We start from the raw sequence: 15,660 nt of genomic DNA, 5'->3' as shown, positions 1-15,660 counted from the left end.
AATGCGGCTTTCATCACAAAAGTGATGTTACCTCTTTGTTGATTTCCTCAATTTTCATATCGTAGTAAGCAATCTTACTAATTTTAGCTTGTTCAAATCTCTTCAAATTCTCCAAGCACTGATTCAAATAATGCTGCTTACACTCTTCCCTGGTGTAGAAAATATTAAGCGAGGTGCCACTATAGGCTCTATAACCAGTGTTGTCATAAGGCGCAATCACTTGTGAAAGAACCTTCCCTTTTTCATTCACTGGCCTGAAATGGAAATTAGAATAGTAAACGCGTTTATTTTTAGGTAATTCTTCATTACTTACCACAACAACCTTCCTAGGCGTAATGTGGCGAATGGGTTGATTGTCAATGTCATTGTAGCGGTAATCACAGATCCAAACTTCTTCGCCAACGCGACCTACTTCACTATATTCTTTATGATTCAATTAATATATCCTCCTAGCGCTCAATTAACTTCGCAATTTGATCAATCTCTTTCTTGCAAAATAGTCTCCAATCAGGAATATGATCATCTAGTAGTTCAATATAATTGGATAGTAATTTAACATATGTAATTGATAAACTCTTACGGTTGTTTTGTAGTTTTTCAATTTCGTTAACTAATTGAAGTAATATTTCAACATCTGTTCGAGCGTTCCTACTCATTCCAATTCTCTTTAAATTCTCATCAACAAGATTTCTTTCCCTTTCTCTGTCATCAATCAGAAATCCATGAATTCCTATCTTCCTCGCCCCCCTTGAATTTTTGTGAAATATGCCTTTCAATGACTTTATTTGATTTTGTAGAACCTTATTTGCATGACGTTAACTTTTCCATTCATGCTTGCATTTTGAAAATACACGTATCTATGCTCATTGCCCCAAGGCATTTTTGAAAACTGATCTCTTATTTCTTCTTCACTTTCTATGTATTTCATTTCGACTCGGTTTTCTTCCACTACTTCTTTAAAGATCGAGCAATCATACAAAATACTTCCGTTGTTAAGTTCAATCTCTACATTAAACATGACATACTCCTTTCCTGATGAATTCTCACTTTCATTTAAATTGTTCAATCTGAATCCCATAATCTTTAATCATCTTCAACACATCTGGCTTCACATCTTCTTTAATCAGTTCCCACCCATATAAGGTTAGTCCATAATAAAGATCGTCTAGCTCTTTCTCTTCGTCAAACATCTCACCGTGTAGCCGAATCATTCTTTCCTTAAATGTTTCTTCTCCAATAACATTCCAGAATTCACCATAGATCTCATATGTCTTATTATCATTTTCGTTGTACTTATATGTATTAAATAATTTATTCCCGTTTGATAATTGAGGCTCAGATTTCAGCCACTCATATACTTCTTCGTGCGAATTAGCAGCCAGATAAATAATGATTCCTTCTTCACTATCTTTTGGCGAGTAGTGAGTAAACATAATTTTGTAAAGATTCATTTTCTATCTCCTTTTCTGTATAAAATATATCTTTCGTCTACTTTCTCCATTGCTCAATAGCTGTTCCTGTTGCACCACATTTGTTACATTGAAATATTGCCTCATAGCTTCCTGTCTCAAGATCCTCAATATAATTAATTCTGCGATGCACAACTCCTTTACATAAACCACAACTCTTATAGAAAACTCCGAAACTTCTGCTCAATACGACAGTCTGAAAAAGTAAACTTGTCAATCTTATGAAGGCTCGAACCCTGGTTAAAATATCCTCACCCTCCTTTCTAAGATATATTTTTCATTAGAATCTTACAGTCGGTCTTTGAAGAGAGTCTTCCTGACTTACTGTATACATTCCACGATAACGTTCCGTAATGGCTTGTTCCCTAACGTGCTAATAATAGTTAATTGTTGCGTTAATATTTGCTCGTTGTTCACGCAGTTGTTTGAGTCTTATTTCAATCTCTGATAGTGAAAGAAACATTTTACATTCTCCTTTATATGTTATTTTTATTTATAAAAGCATTATTTTATTTAGCGTACCGTTCCCTCTTGTTCGCTCAATTCTTCGACTAATAAATCATGCAATTCCTTACTGATGTGCTTCCAATGCAAGCCTTCTCTCGTTCTAAGACCAATACTGTATGAGTCTGTTACAGTGTCTTCGCACAGTCTTACTATCCCATCTTTTGTTCTAAGGATTTCTGTATTTTTTTGTCCTCTTAACATTTTAGTAACTCCTTTTCTCTTGATAAAACTTGTACTTCATTGGATTTTAAGTGCGCTGTTTTAACTCAACTAAACAGTTGGAAAGTGGACAGTCTTCTGAATGTCCGTTTGATTCAGACATATAGCAACTTGGACAACTATAGCGATCATAGTTGGGGCCATCGTAAACACAAAATTCTAGTTGCTCAAGTAAGTTAATCAATTTTTCTTCCATGTTAAAAATCCCCCAATGTTTTGATAAAACAGTTCTTTTATTCAAATGAATTTCCATATCCTTTGCACCAAGTCTTATTGTGACCTTCTTCAATAATTTTCCCTTCTCTAATGAGCCAGTATTTACTCTTAGAATCGTCATCAGAATACTCTTCTGTTTCATATTGAAAATCAACTCTTCCTTCAGAATTAGGGAAAGAATCTAACAAATACTTAATCCAAGTCTCTGCATCATCGTCATAGTTTTTAAGCTCGGTTCCAAAAAAAAGAAACGCAGATCCATTGCCGCCAAAATGAATAATTGTATCGTGTGATACCCACTTTCTACAATGATAATCAGACTCCAGAAACTCTTCCCTTGCTTTATGCAACTTATTGATAATGGACTGTTCGTTTTGCCCATGAGAAATGCTATCAATATTTAACCAACCTCTTACTTGTGTGTACATCCCCATAATTATCTGTCTCCTTTCTTGATAAAAACTCAATTTCATCAGAATTCTTCGTTCAAAAACTCCTTAAGCCATAAGGGTTTTTCATCATTGACTTCTCCACTTAAAGCCTTCGTGAACTCAACATCTTCTTCGCTTCCGACTGTTGGCCCAAAATATGTATTATTGTCTTCCATACTAAAATGTGTAGCAGCCTTTATAATATTTCTTACCTTTGTACTTATATCGAGCGATAAATGTCTTAACAATTACCAAGGTTTCACTCACTTTCTCTAAAACCAGAACTCCGTACTTTGTCATCCATCTTAGTTTCCCTTCAATCTTAGGAAGTGTTTGGATCTCTCGCTTGAGAGACCCAATATGTATATGGCTTTCTTCCAATCTTTGCAATGCATGGTCACTAAATTTAACTCTCATATATATCACCGATGACCAAGTGTTGCTCTGCGTTCTTTAGAGCTCTTGGTGAGTACTTGACCTTGTTTCCCTTTGTTTTGCACTGGATATACACTCAGAAATTTGAATCCATTTAATTTTGCGTATTCCTCTGCAGCAATTTCTGTTTCTAATCTTGTGGTTGCATTTTCAAAACCTTTAACCAGAGTAGAACCTTTTTCGTTAACTAGAATTGCATAGAAATTATACATTTAATATTACTCCTTTATATTACATTTGTCTATGTTTATTTAATTAATAATTTTATAATCATCAATGTACAACTGATTTGTTTTAACTTTCTTGAACCTAGGCTTATATACCTTCCACTCATTGATGTTTAATGTGCCAATTGCTTCAATTTCGCTGAAGACAGGAATATTATCATAGTATTCCACGTCCGTCTTAAACTTCATGAGGTGTATCTTATCGCAAAATATCTTGACTGTATTCGATAATTTCCCCATTAGTTTCTTATCTTCTACAAACAATCCTGTGACAAGAAACTTTCCTGGCTTAAATCCACTTCCTGATACACGGTAGAATTCATTCAACTGATTAATTAATCTTTCATTTATCTCATCAATATGGAATGATAGATCGTAATAAAGTGTATCATCGGCTTCAAAATCTTTAAGTTTTTCATTCAGTTCATTTACTAGAGAAGACAAATTCTTCTTTTGTGCCTGTAAACCTCCTGCTCCATCATGTCCAGCAGCGTAGATTACACTTTCACATGAATTAAGTAAGTTTAACATTGAGAAATCTTCTAATCCACGGAAACTTCCTGCATATGTATCATATTCTCCATTACCTAAAACAATCGCTGGTCTATTAAATGATTTGCTTAACTCTTGAGCAACTAGGCCGTTCAGCCCCTTACCAATTGTCGGATCTACTACTACAACAACTTTATCATTATGATTTACAGTTGGCTTTAACCTTTTAAGCGCTTCTGTCTGAACTTGCTTACGGTATTCATTAACTTTAACCAATTGATTCACGTAATCATCTAATTCAAAACTGTCTTCACTGCACATTAAAAAATCGATTGCCAATCTGATATTGTCCATTCTGGTTGCTGCAGTAACTGCTGGACTGACTCCATAAACAAAATCCGTTGAAGTGAGATTCTGTATGTCGCTATTCATCGCCAAGAACAATTTCTTCAGCCCAACATGATTAAGATTATTTAGGGAGTAATAAACATAGTATCTATTCTCCGGCTCTCTCATTGACATCATATCAGCAAGCAAGGCGAATCCAGGAAGATCTTTGTATTTCTCTGAATAGTTGGTGTTCATATAGTCATCAATTACTTGGCACACTTTATAGACCAATAGTCCACCACATGAATTCTTATTCGGGTATTTGCAACCCTCTTGTTGTGGATTGACCAGAATTGCATATGGGTTTTCTACTGCTACAGCATGGTGATCAATAATAAGGCATTCGATCCCCCTTGATGCCAAATACTTCATTTCCTCAACATCATTACTACTACTATCAACTGCTATGTATAAAGCTGTATCATCCGGTATTTCTTCTATAATGTGCTGGCTACCATGCCCAGAGCTACGCTCGACATACTTAAGCTCAACGTTGTCAGTAAAGTTTAGAAGAAGTTTATAAAGCTCAATTCCTGAGACTACGCCATCAAAATCGCAGTCACCAAAGATAATAATCTTTAAATTACTTTTGATTGCCTTGATAATCTTTGTAACTAACTCATCAATATTCTTTAATAAGTAAGGACTATGAGTATCCGACTCACTTGGGTTTAAGAACCTGTGTAAATCCTCAATCCCATTTATCTTTGCTAACTTCTCAAGCAGTGTATCATATTCGCTATATGGTATCTTAGGAATCTTTTGTTTCCAATTAGATATGTTTACTCACCGCCTAATTATTTTTATGAAATACTTATTTTATAGTGATTTGGAAACTCAAATTTTTCATATGTATTAATGGACTTCAGAAACTTATGTGTTAAAGCCTTATTTTCCTTACCTGTTTTCTTATTGATAATCTGAATATTGGCTTTATGTGTCATTTAGAGTCCTCCTATTAAAATTTGATAAAAGAGCAATTTTTTTTGATATCAATACCAAGAAAATATGAGTCTGCCAATTTCACCATTTTTCTAGCTACTTGAAGATCTGTGCCTTCCATATTGTATGTATGACTAATCTCTTGAAGTGTGTGTTCGGCTATCTTTAAAGATTCTAGTAGCTTGCTGCAATTAATAGCGATTCTATTCGCTTGATCAATATCAATTAATTCTAGGTTCCAATAATTTTCAAGTTCATTTTCGATCTCCATAAGCTCTTTCTCACTAATTTTATTCATATATATCCCCACCCTTTATTTTGATAAAAGTATGTTTTTATCAGATGATTACATCTTGTTTGATCCTATCCAGCTCTTCCATAGTGATAATTTCTCTATGGTAATACTCTGGCGCAATATTAACTAATCCCTCGGCCAATTCCAAACTCAAATCTTTAGCTATGACATCACCGTTGATTGTTTCGTCTTGCCATTCAACCACTGCATATTTTGTAGTCAACAAGTATCATCCTTTCTTCAAAAATCTTACACTAAAAGTTTTTAACTTTTTCTGAGAAACATCCATTGTGTAGAACAACTACTTTTTTGTATGAATCGTTCAAGAGATGTATAACAACCTCTGCAGAAACATATTTTATGTTGGTAAACAAACCTCTATCTTTAATTATCTTGTAGATATTTGAATTGATTTCTTCAAATACTACATTGGCTGTTTCTTTAATTGTCGCAACATACTCAATTTGCTTTTTTCCACAATCAATTCCATTGTCCATATTTTTATCTCTCCTTTTTAATAAAACTCTTCTTTCACAAAAAGTTACTTCCAATAAGTTTCAGGAATACCTGATTTTATTTGAACATACTTTTTCCCTTGAAACTTTCCTCTATCAATTTGAAATAAGTGCATTACATCAAAAATGTGTTCAAAAATAAATTCATTAGTATAGATCGTGGTTGCACCCTCGGTTTCTAGAAAATCTAGTATCTTTCTGGTTGTATAAATGTTAAAAGTCTTTTTCATGGCTCCTCTTTCCTTATGAAATTCAAATTTTACTTAGATTTAAGTTCTTCTAACTGTGTAAGGCATGATTTCAAGCAACTTGGCCATGTTTTCAGCTTCTTCAACTGATTTAAACGGTTTTAAGAACGGTTTTTCGTTCCTTCACTATCGCAAATATATAATTGCCACATATATACTTCACCCCTTTGGTCTCCATTCTGGGTGCAACCCATAAAACTCTCCAACATACTTTTTAAAACATGTATCCATCCCTACTCGTTGTAGAAGCTCAATCTCTTCAAGATTTGTGTCACTACCACAAAACATTTCACGGCTATAGTAAAGGTCAACGTTATAATATGTTCCACTTGTTGGACGTTCAATCTTTTTGCAATCATAAAACTTTTCAAGAATCTCTATCACTTCATCTTGACTCATACCATATGTCATCTCTATCTTTTCGCATTCAAATTGGATGTGAGCACAAATTGCTTCGAAAACATCTAGAGAGTATGGAGCAGATACCCAATAATCAGTTTGTTCTTCATCTGCAGCATGATTAAGTTTAAATATCCTAGTGACTTTTGATTTCAGATTTTTCTTCTTTTTGATTGATTCAAATACTTCTTTGACAGTTCTATTTGCCATCTTTAAATCACTCCTCCTCTTTAGATAAAATCCAACTTTTATAAAAATAGAGAGGCATTGAGCGGTGTCTGATCAGTAATCAGCCTCCCTATATTTTAGCACTATGTATTATGTTTATTTATATAGTGTTGTTTTGCACAACAACAGTGCCGAGTAATTTTCTTTGCCTTCGTCATCTATTACAAACATCTCTCCAGTATCCTCGAAGACCAGTTCATTACCGTAGTATCTTTTTATTTCATACAACTCCCCCTCTGTAAGCTTACAACCTTGAAATTTAACCTTATCGACCCTTAGAAACCTCGCCTCGTCTTTGTCGTTCGTTTCTTGCAATGATGTAGCATCATTGAACCGATCAGACAATAATACCATCCCTCTCTTGTTGATATTTTAATTATATTTATTTATATGTGGTAAGTCAAGTACTTTATGCCATTCTTTGTTAGAATTATTTCTGATGAAAACTAGATTTCATTCAGATTGAAATCTGTGCAAGCCAACTTCATTCACATGGTTCCATACATCGATTCCCCGGTCTGTTGGTGACTGTTTATCAGTAAATAATTCTTCGTCATCATAAAGATAATACGTCAGCCTACTCTTCATGGGCTTGATTTGGTTTGCTATAAAATCTCTGTCTTTACCCTTATCCCATGCGAAAACATATTCAATATCTATACCCAGCCCCCTCAGTATCATTACCTGTACAGGTGAAAGTCTATCTCCCTCTATGGAAACAGAGTTTTTGATCCCCCAAGACCATAACTGCATACAAGACTTTGCGCCTTCAAATATGTATACTTTTCTTACTTCTTTTATGTATGGCAAGGCACGGTGAAGGTTGAACAGTTCGATGCTCTTACTACAGGGGTAAATGTAGTTGTATTTTTTATCCTTGATAATCTCTGGATCATTGCCACAATAACGGCCTTTGATTCCAATTAGGTCTCCATCGCTATTGTGGATAGGGATAGTAACCCTTTGAGTCGGTATATGATATCCTATGCCAAAATCTATTTGTGTTCTAACATCAATACCCTCATTTACCCATCCCTCCCAAGCTCCAGATATGAACTCATTAAGAACCTGATGATCAAGAATCGGATTTTTAGTAACTTCGTAATTTCTGGGTCGCTGCTTTTGTACATCTCGTAGCCACCAATTCCAATCCTTTTTAGGTGTTTCTGTGGGAAAATCGTTGTTTGTGTGCTCATATCCCAGTAGATTGCATATATGTGTCTTAATTTGATAGAGTTTGCTTCTTACTTCATCGAAATTCCGGCATTCGTATAAAAGAAATCCTACAAGACTATATATGTCCCCACTAATTCCCTCACCAACCAATTCTGTATGTAATATTGGTGTGTGGTATATCTGTATACCTCTGTTGTTCTTTGAGCCTGGTAAACGAGCTGTGATTAAATCGTCACCAGTTCTCTTGGTGTTAAACTTAATATTGTCACAGTCTAATTCTTCTAATAGTTGACCAATTGTGCCTTCATTGTAAATACGCTCTTTTAGTTGTTTTAGTGAGTCGGACATATTCCTCCTCTCCTTTAGTAATTACGGTCGTCATATACAGTCGTATATCCTACTTCATACCACGTATTAATCCCAAAGTATGGCTTTAATACAAGAACTTTTTGACCTGTCTTATTGTCTGCCCCTCGTCTGTTCTTGGCATAGAACAATAAATAATATTGAAAACCCTTCTCTTTCTTCATAGGTTTGTCTATATAATCTCCCGCGAACTCATCCCATTGGTTAACCAGCAATTCGCGCTTTCCACCTTCATATTCATCATCCCACATAAATCTTCCTAGGATTAGAACAGAAGCTTCGTTCTTAATCTTTTTAGCGTCACCGAGCGCATATTCGTTAAGAAACCTCATTTTTAGAGCAGAGTCAGCCAACTGGACGTTAACCCAAACGGCTAGATTAAGACCACCTCCATTTGGTCTAGCAAGTTTATATATTTCTTTCATATCCTCAACAAACCGTTCCCATCTTGCCATACTCGCATCGCCCTCAGATGGCTTACCAGTATCTACGATTATTCTTCGTATTCCTCTTGCAGCGTAATGTTTAACCAATTTTTTCACATCATCCATTATGTAATTCTCCATAAAGACGAATGTGATCAGTTTTTCGTCTCCTTCGCTTAGCTCTTTAACCCAATTCACTGCCTTTAAAAGTTTTGCCTTCTCCTCATTGGTAAAATTTCCTTCATTGAGTTTTTGTCGATCTACATACTCTTTAGTTCCCACACCCATCGATGTTACTACAAGGGCCTTTTTGAATTCCGATATAGACTGTTCATTTGCAATAACCAGTAGTTTTTCTTTGTGTTGTATGCAGGACATGATGACCTTGTTCACAGTCAAACTTGTTTTACCGCTACCTCCAAAACCACCGTACATATAAACATGTCCGTAATCCCAACCTGTAGTTATTTTTGTCATCCTTTTACTCTCAAAAAATGGAAGGCCAACAGTTGGATTTTGATCCCAATCCTTTATTTCTTCTTCGAGTCCTTCTAGCAAATAGTGCTCATCATATTTGTTATCACCGTCTAACCCTAGTTGCAATATCTTATCATTCCAATATGTATGAAGCTGCTCTTTGGTCATTTTTTTATAGTCATATTTGCCATCTTTTTGAATTACTCTTTCTCCAAAAAAATCGATCAATTTGACAACAAGATTATATTTTTTAATCTCGCTATAATAGGCGTCAAGGTTTTCTGATTTATCCCTGACTTCCTGCTGCAGCTCGTAAATGGTTTCATATCCACCATACTTTTTATATGTATCAATCGTATTTGTATCTCTTACAATTTGAGAAACCGATATGTCATCGAAAATTTTAATCCCTTTTTCACTAAGTTTCCTGCCTATTGTAAAATAGTAGCCATATACCGGATTCATGAATGATTTATAGTTGATTTTTTCTTCCGAAAAGAAATTGTAGTTATCTGGATCTCTCCAAAATAATCCTGTTAAGTATCCTTCAGCTACAATGATCTCTTTACTTAATCGGTCTTTCCAATCTGTCACGCAACCACTCCTTACAGAAAATCTGAAATGTCATTATTTTCGGATCTTTTCTTATATTTAATTTCTGTATTTTTATTTAATTGATCGTCTTTTTGATTTGATTGAATTGTTTGTTGTTGTCGCATTTTTAATTTTCTTCTATCGTTGGCCTCATTCAACTTATCGATCATAATGCTAATACCATAATTAATTGCTTTTACATCATTGCTGCCATCCAACTTGTTTACAATGCACCATTTAATACTGTCTTCTGCCAATTTATAAGCATCCAACATCAATGCGAAGTCTGGCCCTGTCTTCCACTGTCTTACCTTTTTACCATCTCTCATTGTATAGCCAGCTCGAAGATCTTGGAGCCTACTGATATTTCCTGTTGGTAATACTATGATGTCATGTAGTTGGAGTATATACTGGAATAAGGCATCCCACTGTTCATTCTCTCGTTTCTTTACTTCCTTTACTTTCAGGAGCTTTGGATGGCAATGCTCCTTATGGTAAAAACGCTTATCCTCTAGGATCATATCTTCCCTATCCCCATATTGTGAGCAGATTGGACATTTAACTGGTCTTGCCAGCTTGATCACCTCCTTATAAAATAAACCGTTCAAACACTGGCAAACGAAGCATTCCACTTTTGTAATATCCACGATACTTAATTTGACATTTTATGATTGGTTCAAGATAAACCATATCCTTAGTCTCTTTGGTTTTTAATTGCTGGAATACCTTGAATCCTGCTTTCCGCTCATGAGGTTTAACTCCTAGCTCCATAATCCCTAATGGCTTTTGACCATCTGACAACAACCATCCAAACTCACTCTTACGATACCCAACTATATATGCCTCTCTCATATCGTAAGCAATGACTTTTAACCATTTGGACGACCGTTTATCTATCTCATATTTAGATTGGGCTTCTTTCATTACAATGCCCTCAAGCCCTTGACTCTTTACCAAATCAAAATATTGTGTTCCTCTCCCCAGCAAATACTTCGATTTGGATGCGTATTGACTATCTGAAAAAGAGGTTTCCAAAGCCTCTTTACGTGTAATCAGAGGTAAATTATGCATATCTTTATTTTTATACTTGATGATGTCAAATGCACAAAACACTGCCTTATGCTTACTCTTCTTGGATTTGAATCTCTCCATCATGGCTTCAAAATCAGGCTTACCCTCAGATCCTGCAACAATTAATTCACCATCGAGTATTGTTCCTGGAGGTATATCTATATTATCAACCAACTCTGGAAAGTTGGCTGTTATCTCATTATTGTGCCGAGTATATAGTCTAACTCTGTCTATGTTGCTAACGATCAACCTAATACCGTCCAATTTAAGTTCGGTTATGTAGTTGTCATCATCAAATGGCTTGTTATCTGCAGCATAGTGTAACAGCATTGGAGAAACAAACACTCTCATCACCCACCTTGATAGAAAGTATACCAAAGTAAGCTTATTCGGTTTAGCGGTAAGTTATGTTAAGTGCGTTCTCTATATTCTTGAACACATCCACCACTACAGAAATCCTGATAGTATTCAATCTCTTCAACAGACATTGGTAAGCCACAGTTTGAACAATTTCTTTTTCTGTTTTTGTAGTATGTATTCTTATAGACGCCACAACAGCATCCATCGTATTCGACTAATTGATATTCAGAGATCATATAATTACATTTTAGGCAATTTATTATTACTCACCCCTTATAAAATGAATCTTTCATTAAATATATTCAAATGGATCTGTGTTCCCCCAATCTGAATTCTCTTCTTGATATGGTTCAAACCGCCTTGTGCCGTCTTCAAGATATCCGAAAAACATTTCTATTGGTCTCGCCCACCTATTACGATTCTCGTCCTCATAAATCACCAATCCCTCTTGTGTTTCTGTGTGAGTGGCTAGTGAAACAATTTTATAAAGTCCACCCTTGTAATGCCTGTATTTGTCTCCCTTGGTTACTTCATATATCAAGTCCATACTGCACCCCTCCTCTTTAATTTGTTTATTTTTATTTTATAATAAACTCAACATCTAATGCAATAGCTAATTTAATCAATAAATCAAAACTTGGAATTACATCTTCTCTTTTTAACTCCTCAACTTCCCAAGCATTTACGCCAGCCTTATTTGCTAAATCAGCAGTGCTAATATCATAACTATGTTGACGTTTAAGAATAGTATTTGTGAGTTGGGCAGCGAAACTAATTGCTTTTTTCTTAGTTTCTGAAGCATAATCTAATTCAGCTTTTATATCCTTCCAAGTTCTAAATGGTTTTGTCATTTAGCCTCTCCCTTTTGATGAAATCATCCTTTTATCAAGTTTTACCCTTCAAAAAACCCTTATTTTATAAGTTTTTTTAATCGTCTACTTTGGTGATTTGATCGTCTATGTATATAACTTTATCAGGATTTGTTTCAACAACCCCATTTACTGCAAAATTGCCTTCTATAAACAGTTTGCAGTCTTCATGTAGCCATTTAATTATCTTACTATACCTTTCTTGGTTGAACTTGACATTACTTTCATTATACCATTCATCAATATCTTTTGTGTTCTTCTCGCTATTACAAGCTGAGCAACTTGGTATACAGTTCGAAAGATCGTTGGCACCGTTATGTACTACATGTTCTTTGTGTAAATCAAACAACATTTTCTTTCCAATTCTAGTGACATAATGGTTATTTTTATGTAATCCACAATAAGCACATGATTCGTCAAAATACACCTTACATAATTTCCACTCGTTCTTTGTTATATTATGATTTCTGTGATTATGGCTATACACTATAAATCTGTCTTTATTTTTATCTTTCCAGACTGCATACTTATCACTTTTTCTATATTTTATCCCTCCCTTCCTTACCATTTCCTTTGTTTTTTGTCTAGCGTTGTTTTTCTTAAGCGATTCAAGATGTGATTCACGATTATTTAAAATCCTTTGATACGCTTTTTTAATTCTATTTTCTCGATCTTTTAAGTATTGTTCTTTATTATAATTTCTTTGACATGTTCTACATTTACCATTCAATCCGCTTTTCGCATTCTTATCTTTCTCAAAATTATTGTAATTTGCTTCAAACCAATTTAAACAAGTGTTACATTTTTTGAATAGTGCTCCTTCTCGGTGCTCATGGTAACTTTCATATTTATTTGCTCCCATTAATTCTCCTCGCCTATTTGAAATAATTTAAATAACATAAAGTATTTGTTTTTTTCACCTATACGGAATCTCTTGCCTTTTTTACCGCTACATAAACATCCATTGCGTAATCTTCTCTCATATCGTCATAGCCCCAGGTATCCTCATCTAACAGTTCCTTTGCAAGTCTTAGACATTCACTTAATTCACTCCTTAAATGATTACGCATTTCATCGTATGTAGTTACAACACCCATTACTGTTCGCCCTCCTTAAATATTCTTATGAAATAAACTAATCTAAAAACAGCCTCATCATCTTGAGCAATCTGTGTTTCTGACTTTCTGTTAGTGATTTTTCCTGGTAGTCAACCTCAGATGTAATAAACGATTCATCCGACAAATTAATAAACGTTTGTTTGCTGGTGACATATATATTCTTAACCTTAGTGCGTCCAAAAAGCCAGTCTGCAGAAACTCCATACAAGTCACATAAAAGATTTATTGTTCCAATATCAGGCTCAGCCTTTTCAGTTTCATATCCACTTAAAGTTTTATTGTTAATTCCTACCCGTTCCATCACGTCCACCTGTGACAGTTCAGCTTTTTCCCGAGCCAATTTCAGTCGTTCTGAGAAACTAGAAATCAATATTTTGCACTCCCAACTTATTCAGTTTCGAAACTAATTAGTTCTTGAGGAATTAATTCAAAACCATTTTGTGCTTCACATAAAGATAATCCATTGTCATATTCATAGATCACATGTAAGGAAGTGTAGCTTGGTATATTTTCAAATTGACGTTTTAAGAAACCATCCTTACCTACATAGATATCAAGATCCAAAGACTTCCCAATTTTTAGTTTATGCTCTCTGTAGCCTACTAAGGAGTCCATTAATTCCTCAGCTACATTCTCGCCTACTAGTTTATCGAGTTTTGCAAATAACTCCTGTTCTAATCTGTAGTAATCGTTTAGTATAGCAAGTTTATTCTTGTCCACTATGGTATTGCCTCCTCTTCTTCTGTAAGAAAGTCATATTTTATTTAGACTGCTCTACCTCACGATAATACATATGTAGAGTGCTTTCAGTTATATGATATTTGTTAATTCTTTGACCATCGAATTTCGGCACTGTCTCCAAATTGAAGAAAATTACAGTCTCGTTATTCGGATTTATGTCTGGATAATTATTCACAACTTTTACCACTTCACCATTAACTAGGTTTTCGTACAATTTCCCTTCTTTATTGAGCATTCTAATCACCACCTATATCTAAATGAAACTCACATTTCATTCTGTTTGATTCTTACCTTTTAACTGTCTGCCACATATAGGACAATAAAAAATCTCAACAGACGTATTAATGGTATTCTCTCCCCTTGCACTTAAGCCTAAGCGAACATCGTTATCATTTACATAAACTTGCACCCATGCTGAGATATATGACGCTTTTCCTGCAATCAATGTCTTAGCATTCTTAGGCTTGCAATATTTGCATACATCTTCTTCCACGCTAAATCGATCCTCCCCCAACTTCTTCATAAAAGATTCGTTTCATACGTTCTATTTATTTAATAGAACATTTAGTAATGGTTTGTCGTCTTGTATTTTCGCTTCAACATACAGGGTGCGTCCATCACTAAGTTTAATAACGAGTGTTTCTCCACTTAGATACGCTCCTTCTATCTTTAGACCAGGTAAACTAATCAGTTCCAATTTATACTCCCCTTACACCCAATGAAAGGCTAATTTTATTCAGAGTCAGATTTTTTATTCTGTTCAATAAATTTTTGCAATGAAGGTAATATTGTTTCGGCCTCTTCTGGAGACAAATAGACGTTAAATTCATCACATCTCAAATTTTTTCTCTTCATAACATTGAACTTTTCCATTGAGAAAATCTGGTTTTTATCGTGATAGACCTCAAAAATAGTTTTATAAGTATTATTTGATTCATCACTGACCAAAATATAATCCAGTAGTTCTTGCCTTTTTCTTGTTAATTCATCTATTGGATACTTTCTTTTCTCACCTAATGTCTGCTCCTCTCGAATGTTTATGTACTCATTTACTTCTCCTCCAACGAAACCTAAGGTATTGTTGTCAATTTCTTCACCCTTTTTATCAACAATTTTTAAGGTGTCAGATTGTGTGTCATATATAATTCGATAATCAGCGGTAAGTAAATTTTGTATTTCTCTCTTAAATAGCTGCTGTTTGTCTGATTTTTGATTCATTTTTATGTATGCCTCCCAATAAAAGACTCATTTTATCTTTTTGCATTTTTCTCCATAGACTTCCCATCTAAAATTTCTTATTGTGTCTCCATATCTATCTTCTCCCAAAAATTCTCTGACTGTTCCGCTTGATCCGTAATTTTCAATTACTTCAAACTGCTCGTCACAGTAACTGATAACATCACCGTTCTTAAATTCTACTCCGTAAGCATTCATATCTTGCCCCCTCCTT

General features: G+C 34.7%; 29 protein-coding genes. All 29 read right to left on the bottom strand.

The features are described from left to right. Positions 1-13: 13 nt before the first annotated feature. Positions 14-436, bottom strand: coding sequence for a hypothetical protein (locus tag J7E85_RS01755; protein WP_215154346.1), 423 nt, complete (start codon positions 434-436; stop codon positions 14-16). Between the two features lie 13 nt (positions 437-449). Continuing rightward, positions 450-776 carry a hypothetical protein gene (locus tag J7E85_RS01750; protein WP_215154345.1) on the bottom strand — a complete coding sequence of 109 codons (327 nt, stop codon included), beginning with the start codon at positions 774-776 and terminating at the stop codon, positions 450-452. Positions 777-781: 5 nt separating this feature from the next. Next, complete coding sequence (locus J7E85_RS01745; protein ID WP_215154343.1) at positions 782-1,018, bottom strand: hypothetical protein; 237 nt, start codon at positions 1,016-1,018, stop codon at positions 782-784. A gap of 31 nt (positions 1,019-1,049) precedes the next feature. Next, positions 1,050-1,451, bottom strand: a complete 402-nt coding sequence (locus J7E85_RS01740; protein WP_215154341.1) for a hypothetical protein — start codon at positions 1,449-1,451, stop codon at positions 1,050-1,052. A 531-nt stretch (positions 1,452-1,982) separates the two neighbouring features. Then, a complete protein-coding gene (locus tag J7E85_RS01735) occupies positions 1,983-2,177 on the bottom strand; it encodes a hypothetical protein (protein ID WP_215154339.1) in 195 nt (64 codons plus the stop codon). A gap of 251 nt (positions 2,178-2,428) precedes the next feature. After that, positions 2,429-2,845, bottom strand: a complete 417-nt coding sequence (locus J7E85_RS01730; RefSeq protein WP_215154337.1) for a hypothetical protein — start codon at positions 2,843-2,845, stop codon at positions 2,429-2,431. Positions 2,846-2,883: 38 nt separating this feature from the next. Continuing rightward, the gene (locus J7E85_RS34490; protein ID WP_285228772.1) at positions 2,884-3,018 is read right to left on the bottom strand and encodes a hypothetical protein; all 135 of its coding nucleotides are present in this window, start codon (positions 3,016-3,018) and stop codon (positions 2,884-2,886) included. A gap of 246 nt (positions 3,019-3,264) precedes the next feature. Beyond that, on the bottom strand, positions 3,265-3,489 hold the full coding sequence (locus J7E85_RS01725; RefSeq protein ID WP_215154335.1) for a hypothetical protein: 225 nt from the start codon (positions 3,487-3,489) through the stop codon (positions 3,265-3,267). A 39-nt stretch (positions 3,490-3,528) separates the two neighbouring features. Further along, complete coding sequence (locus J7E85_RS01720; RefSeq protein WP_353049448.1) at positions 3,529-4,956, bottom strand: DHH family phosphoesterase; 1,428 nt, start codon at positions 4,954-4,956, stop codon at positions 3,529-3,531. A gap of 233 nt (positions 4,957-5,189) precedes the next feature. Then, positions 5,190-5,330 (bottom strand): hypothetical protein, encoded by a 141-nt coding sequence (locus J7E85_RS01715; protein WP_215154331.1) that lies wholly within the window; start codon positions 5,328-5,330, stop codon positions 5,190-5,192. Positions 5,331-5,344: 14 nt separating this feature from the next. Continuing rightward, positions 5,345-5,626: a hypothetical protein gene (locus J7E85_RS01710; protein WP_215154329.1), complete on the bottom strand. Its 282-nt coding sequence runs from the start codon at positions 5,624-5,626 to the stop codon at positions 5,345-5,347. A 40-nt stretch (positions 5,627-5,666) separates the two neighbouring features. Continuing rightward, entirely contained in the window at positions 5,667-5,846 is a 180-nt protein-coding gene (locus J7E85_RS01705) for a hypothetical protein (RefSeq protein ID WP_215154327.1), read from the bottom strand. Between the two features lie 31 nt (positions 5,847-5,877). Next, the gene (locus J7E85_RS01700; protein ID WP_215154325.1) at positions 5,878-6,120 is read right to left on the bottom strand and encodes a hypothetical protein; all 243 of its coding nucleotides are present in this window, start codon (positions 6,118-6,120) and stop codon (positions 5,878-5,880) included. 44 nt (positions 6,121-6,164) lie between these two features. After that, the gene (locus J7E85_RS01695; RefSeq protein ID WP_215154323.1) at positions 6,165-6,368 is read right to left on the bottom strand and encodes a hypothetical protein; all 204 of its coding nucleotides are present in this window, start codon (positions 6,366-6,368) and stop codon (positions 6,165-6,167) included. 177 nt (positions 6,369-6,545) lie between these two features. Continuing rightward, positions 6,546-6,995 (bottom strand): hypothetical protein, encoded by a 450-nt coding sequence (locus J7E85_RS01690; RefSeq protein WP_215154321.1) that lies wholly within the window; start codon positions 6,993-6,995, stop codon positions 6,546-6,548. Between the two features lie 114 nt (positions 6,996-7,109). Beyond that, positions 7,110-7,358 carry a hypothetical protein gene (locus tag J7E85_RS01685; RefSeq protein ID WP_215154317.1) on the bottom strand — a complete coding sequence of 83 codons (249 nt, stop codon included), beginning with the start codon at positions 7,356-7,358 and terminating at the stop codon, positions 7,110-7,112. Between the two features lie 108 nt (positions 7,359-7,466). Then, positions 7,467-8,537, bottom strand: coding sequence for a DNA primase (locus J7E85_RS01680; protein ID WP_215154312.1), 1,071 nt, complete (start codon positions 8,535-8,537; stop codon positions 7,467-7,469). Positions 8,538-8,551: 14 nt separating this feature from the next. Further along, positions 8,552-10,051: a DnaB-like helicase C-terminal domain-containing protein gene (locus J7E85_RS34740; protein WP_215154311.1), complete on the bottom strand. Its 1,500-nt coding sequence runs from the start codon at positions 10,049-10,051 to the stop codon at positions 8,552-8,554. 11 nt (positions 10,052-10,062) lie between these two features. Next, positions 10,063-10,659, bottom strand: a complete 597-nt coding sequence (locus tag J7E85_RS01670) for a hypothetical protein (protein ID WP_215154310.1) — start codon at positions 10,657-10,659, stop codon at positions 10,063-10,065. Next, positions 10,640-11,467 carry an ATP-dependent DNA ligase gene (locus J7E85_RS01665; RefSeq protein WP_215154309.1) on the bottom strand — a complete coding sequence of 276 codons (828 nt, stop codon included), beginning with the start codon at positions 11,465-11,467 and terminating at the stop codon, positions 10,640-10,642. Before J7E85_RS01665 ends, J7E85_RS01670 begins: the two co-directional genes overlap by 20 nt. Before the next feature lie 307 nt (positions 11,468-11,774). Continuing rightward, positions 11,775-12,029 (bottom strand): DUF1653 domain-containing protein, encoded by a 255-nt coding sequence (locus J7E85_RS01660; protein WP_215154307.1) that lies wholly within the window; start codon positions 12,027-12,029, stop codon positions 11,775-11,777. A 31-nt stretch (positions 12,030-12,060) separates the two neighbouring features. Beyond that, positions 12,061-12,333, bottom strand: a complete 273-nt coding sequence (locus J7E85_RS01655) for a helix-turn-helix transcriptional regulator (RefSeq protein WP_215154305.1) — start codon at positions 12,331-12,333, stop codon at positions 12,061-12,063. Between the two features lie 76 nt (positions 12,334-12,409). Continuing rightward, a complete protein-coding gene (locus tag J7E85_RS01650; protein ID WP_215154303.1) occupies positions 12,410-13,213 on the bottom strand; it encodes an HNH endonuclease in 804 nt (267 codons plus the stop codon). A gap of 58 nt (positions 13,214-13,271) precedes the next feature. Further along, positions 13,272-13,448: a hypothetical protein gene (locus J7E85_RS01645; RefSeq protein ID WP_215154301.1), complete on the bottom strand. Its 177-nt coding sequence runs from the start codon at positions 13,446-13,448 to the stop codon at positions 13,272-13,274. Between the two features lie 37 nt (positions 13,449-13,485). After that, the gene (locus J7E85_RS01640; RefSeq protein ID WP_215154299.1) at positions 13,486-13,839 is read right to left on the bottom strand and encodes a helix-turn-helix transcriptional regulator; all 354 of its coding nucleotides are present in this window, start codon (positions 13,837-13,839) and stop codon (positions 13,486-13,488) included. 17 nt (positions 13,840-13,856) lie between these two features. Then, on the bottom strand, positions 13,857-14,189 hold the full coding sequence (locus J7E85_RS01635; protein ID WP_215154297.1) for a hypothetical protein: 333 nt from the start codon (positions 14,187-14,189) through the stop codon (positions 13,857-13,859). Positions 14,190-14,481: 292 nt separating this feature from the next. Next, on the bottom strand, positions 14,482-14,703 hold the full coding sequence (locus J7E85_RS01630; protein ID WP_215154295.1) for a hypothetical protein: 222 nt from the start codon (positions 14,701-14,703) through the stop codon (positions 14,482-14,484). A 239-nt stretch (positions 14,704-14,942) separates the two neighbouring features. Continuing rightward, on the bottom strand, positions 14,943-15,428 hold the full coding sequence (locus tag J7E85_RS01625; protein ID WP_215154293.1) for a hypothetical protein: 486 nt from the start codon (positions 15,426-15,428) through the stop codon (positions 14,943-14,945). A 27-nt stretch (positions 15,429-15,455) separates the two neighbouring features. Beyond that, on the bottom strand, positions 15,456-15,644 hold the full coding sequence (locus tag J7E85_RS01620; RefSeq protein WP_215154291.1) for a hypothetical protein: 189 nt from the start codon (positions 15,642-15,644) through the stop codon (positions 15,456-15,458). Positions 15,645-15,660: the final 16 nt, after the last annotated feature.

This window comes from Paenibacillus sp. ISL-20, assembly GCF_018613005.1.
Taxonomy (GTDB): Bacteria; Bacillota; Bacilli; order Paenibacillales; family Paenibacillaceae; genus Paenibacillus_AQ.
The sequence above is the reverse complement of the archived record's forward strand: the minus strand, read 5'-3'. Positions and strand labels throughout refer to the sequence as shown.

Excerpts from the sequence above, each read along its gene's own strand:
- J7E85_RS01745 (WP_215154343.1), bottom strand. The coding sequence starts at position 1,018 with ATGTTTAATGTAGAGATTGAACTTAACAACGGAAGTATTTTGTATGAT.
- J7E85_RS01740 (WP_215154341.1), bottom strand. The coding sequence starts at position 1,451 with ATGAATCTTTACAAAATTATGTTTACTCACTACTCGCCAAAAGATAGT.
- J7E85_RS01735 (WP_215154339.1), bottom strand. The coding sequence starts at position 2,177 with ATGTTAAGAGGACAAAAAAATACAGAAATCCTTAGAACAAAAGATGGG.
- J7E85_RS01730 (WP_215154337.1), bottom strand. The coding sequence starts at position 2,845 with ATGGGGATGTACACACAAGTAAGAGGTTGGTTAAATATTGATAGCATT.
- J7E85_RS34490 (WP_285228772.1), bottom strand. The coding sequence starts at position 3,018 with ATGGAAGACAATAATACATATTTTGGGCCAACAGTCGGAAGCGAAGAA.
- J7E85_RS01725 (WP_215154335.1), bottom strand. The coding sequence starts at position 3,489 with ATGTATAATTTCTATGCAATTCTAGTTAACGAAAAAGGTTCTACTCTG.
- J7E85_RS01715 (WP_215154331.1), bottom strand. The coding sequence starts at position 5,330 with ATGACACATAAAGCCAATATTCAGATTATCAATAAGAAAACAGGTAAG.
- J7E85_RS01710 (WP_215154329.1), bottom strand. The coding sequence starts at position 5,626 with ATGAATAAAATTAGTGAGAAAGAGCTTATGGAGATCGAAAATGAACTT.
- J7E85_RS01700 (WP_215154325.1), bottom strand. The coding sequence starts at position 6,120 with ATGGACAATGGAATTGATTGTGGAAAAAAGCAAATTGAGTATGTTGCG.
- J7E85_RS01695 (WP_215154323.1), bottom strand. The coding sequence starts at position 6,368 with ATGAAAAAGACTTTTAACATTTATACAACCAGAAAGATACTAGATTTT.
- J7E85_RS01690 (WP_215154321.1), bottom strand. The coding sequence starts at position 6,995 with ATGGCAAATAGAACTGTCAAAGAAGTATTTGAATCAATCAAAAAGAAG.
- J7E85_RS01680 (WP_215154312.1), bottom strand. The coding sequence starts at position 8,537 with ATGTCCGACTCACTAAAACAACTAAAAGAGCGTATTTACAATGAAGGC.
- J7E85_RS01660 (WP_215154307.1), bottom strand. The coding sequence starts at position 12,029 with ATGGACTTGATATATGAAGTAACCAAGGGAGACAAATACAGGCATTAC.
- J7E85_RS01655 (WP_215154305.1), bottom strand. The coding sequence starts at position 12,333 with ATGACAAAACCATTTAGAACTTGGAAGGATATAAAAGCTGAATTAGAT.
- J7E85_RS01650 (WP_215154303.1), bottom strand. The coding sequence starts at position 13,213 with ATGGGAGCAAATAAATATGAAAGTTACCATGAGCACCGAGAAGGAGCA.
- J7E85_RS01645 (WP_215154301.1), bottom strand. The coding sequence starts at position 13,448 with ATGGGTGTTGTAACTACATACGATGAAATGCGTAATCATTTAAGGAGT.
- J7E85_RS01625 (WP_215154293.1), bottom strand. The coding sequence starts at position 15,428 with ATGAATCAAAAATCAGACAAACAGCAGCTATTTAAGAGAGAAATACAA.
- J7E85_RS01620 (WP_215154291.1), bottom strand. The coding sequence starts at position 15,644 with ATGAATGCTTACGGAGTAGAATTTAAGAACGGTGATGTTATCAGTTAC.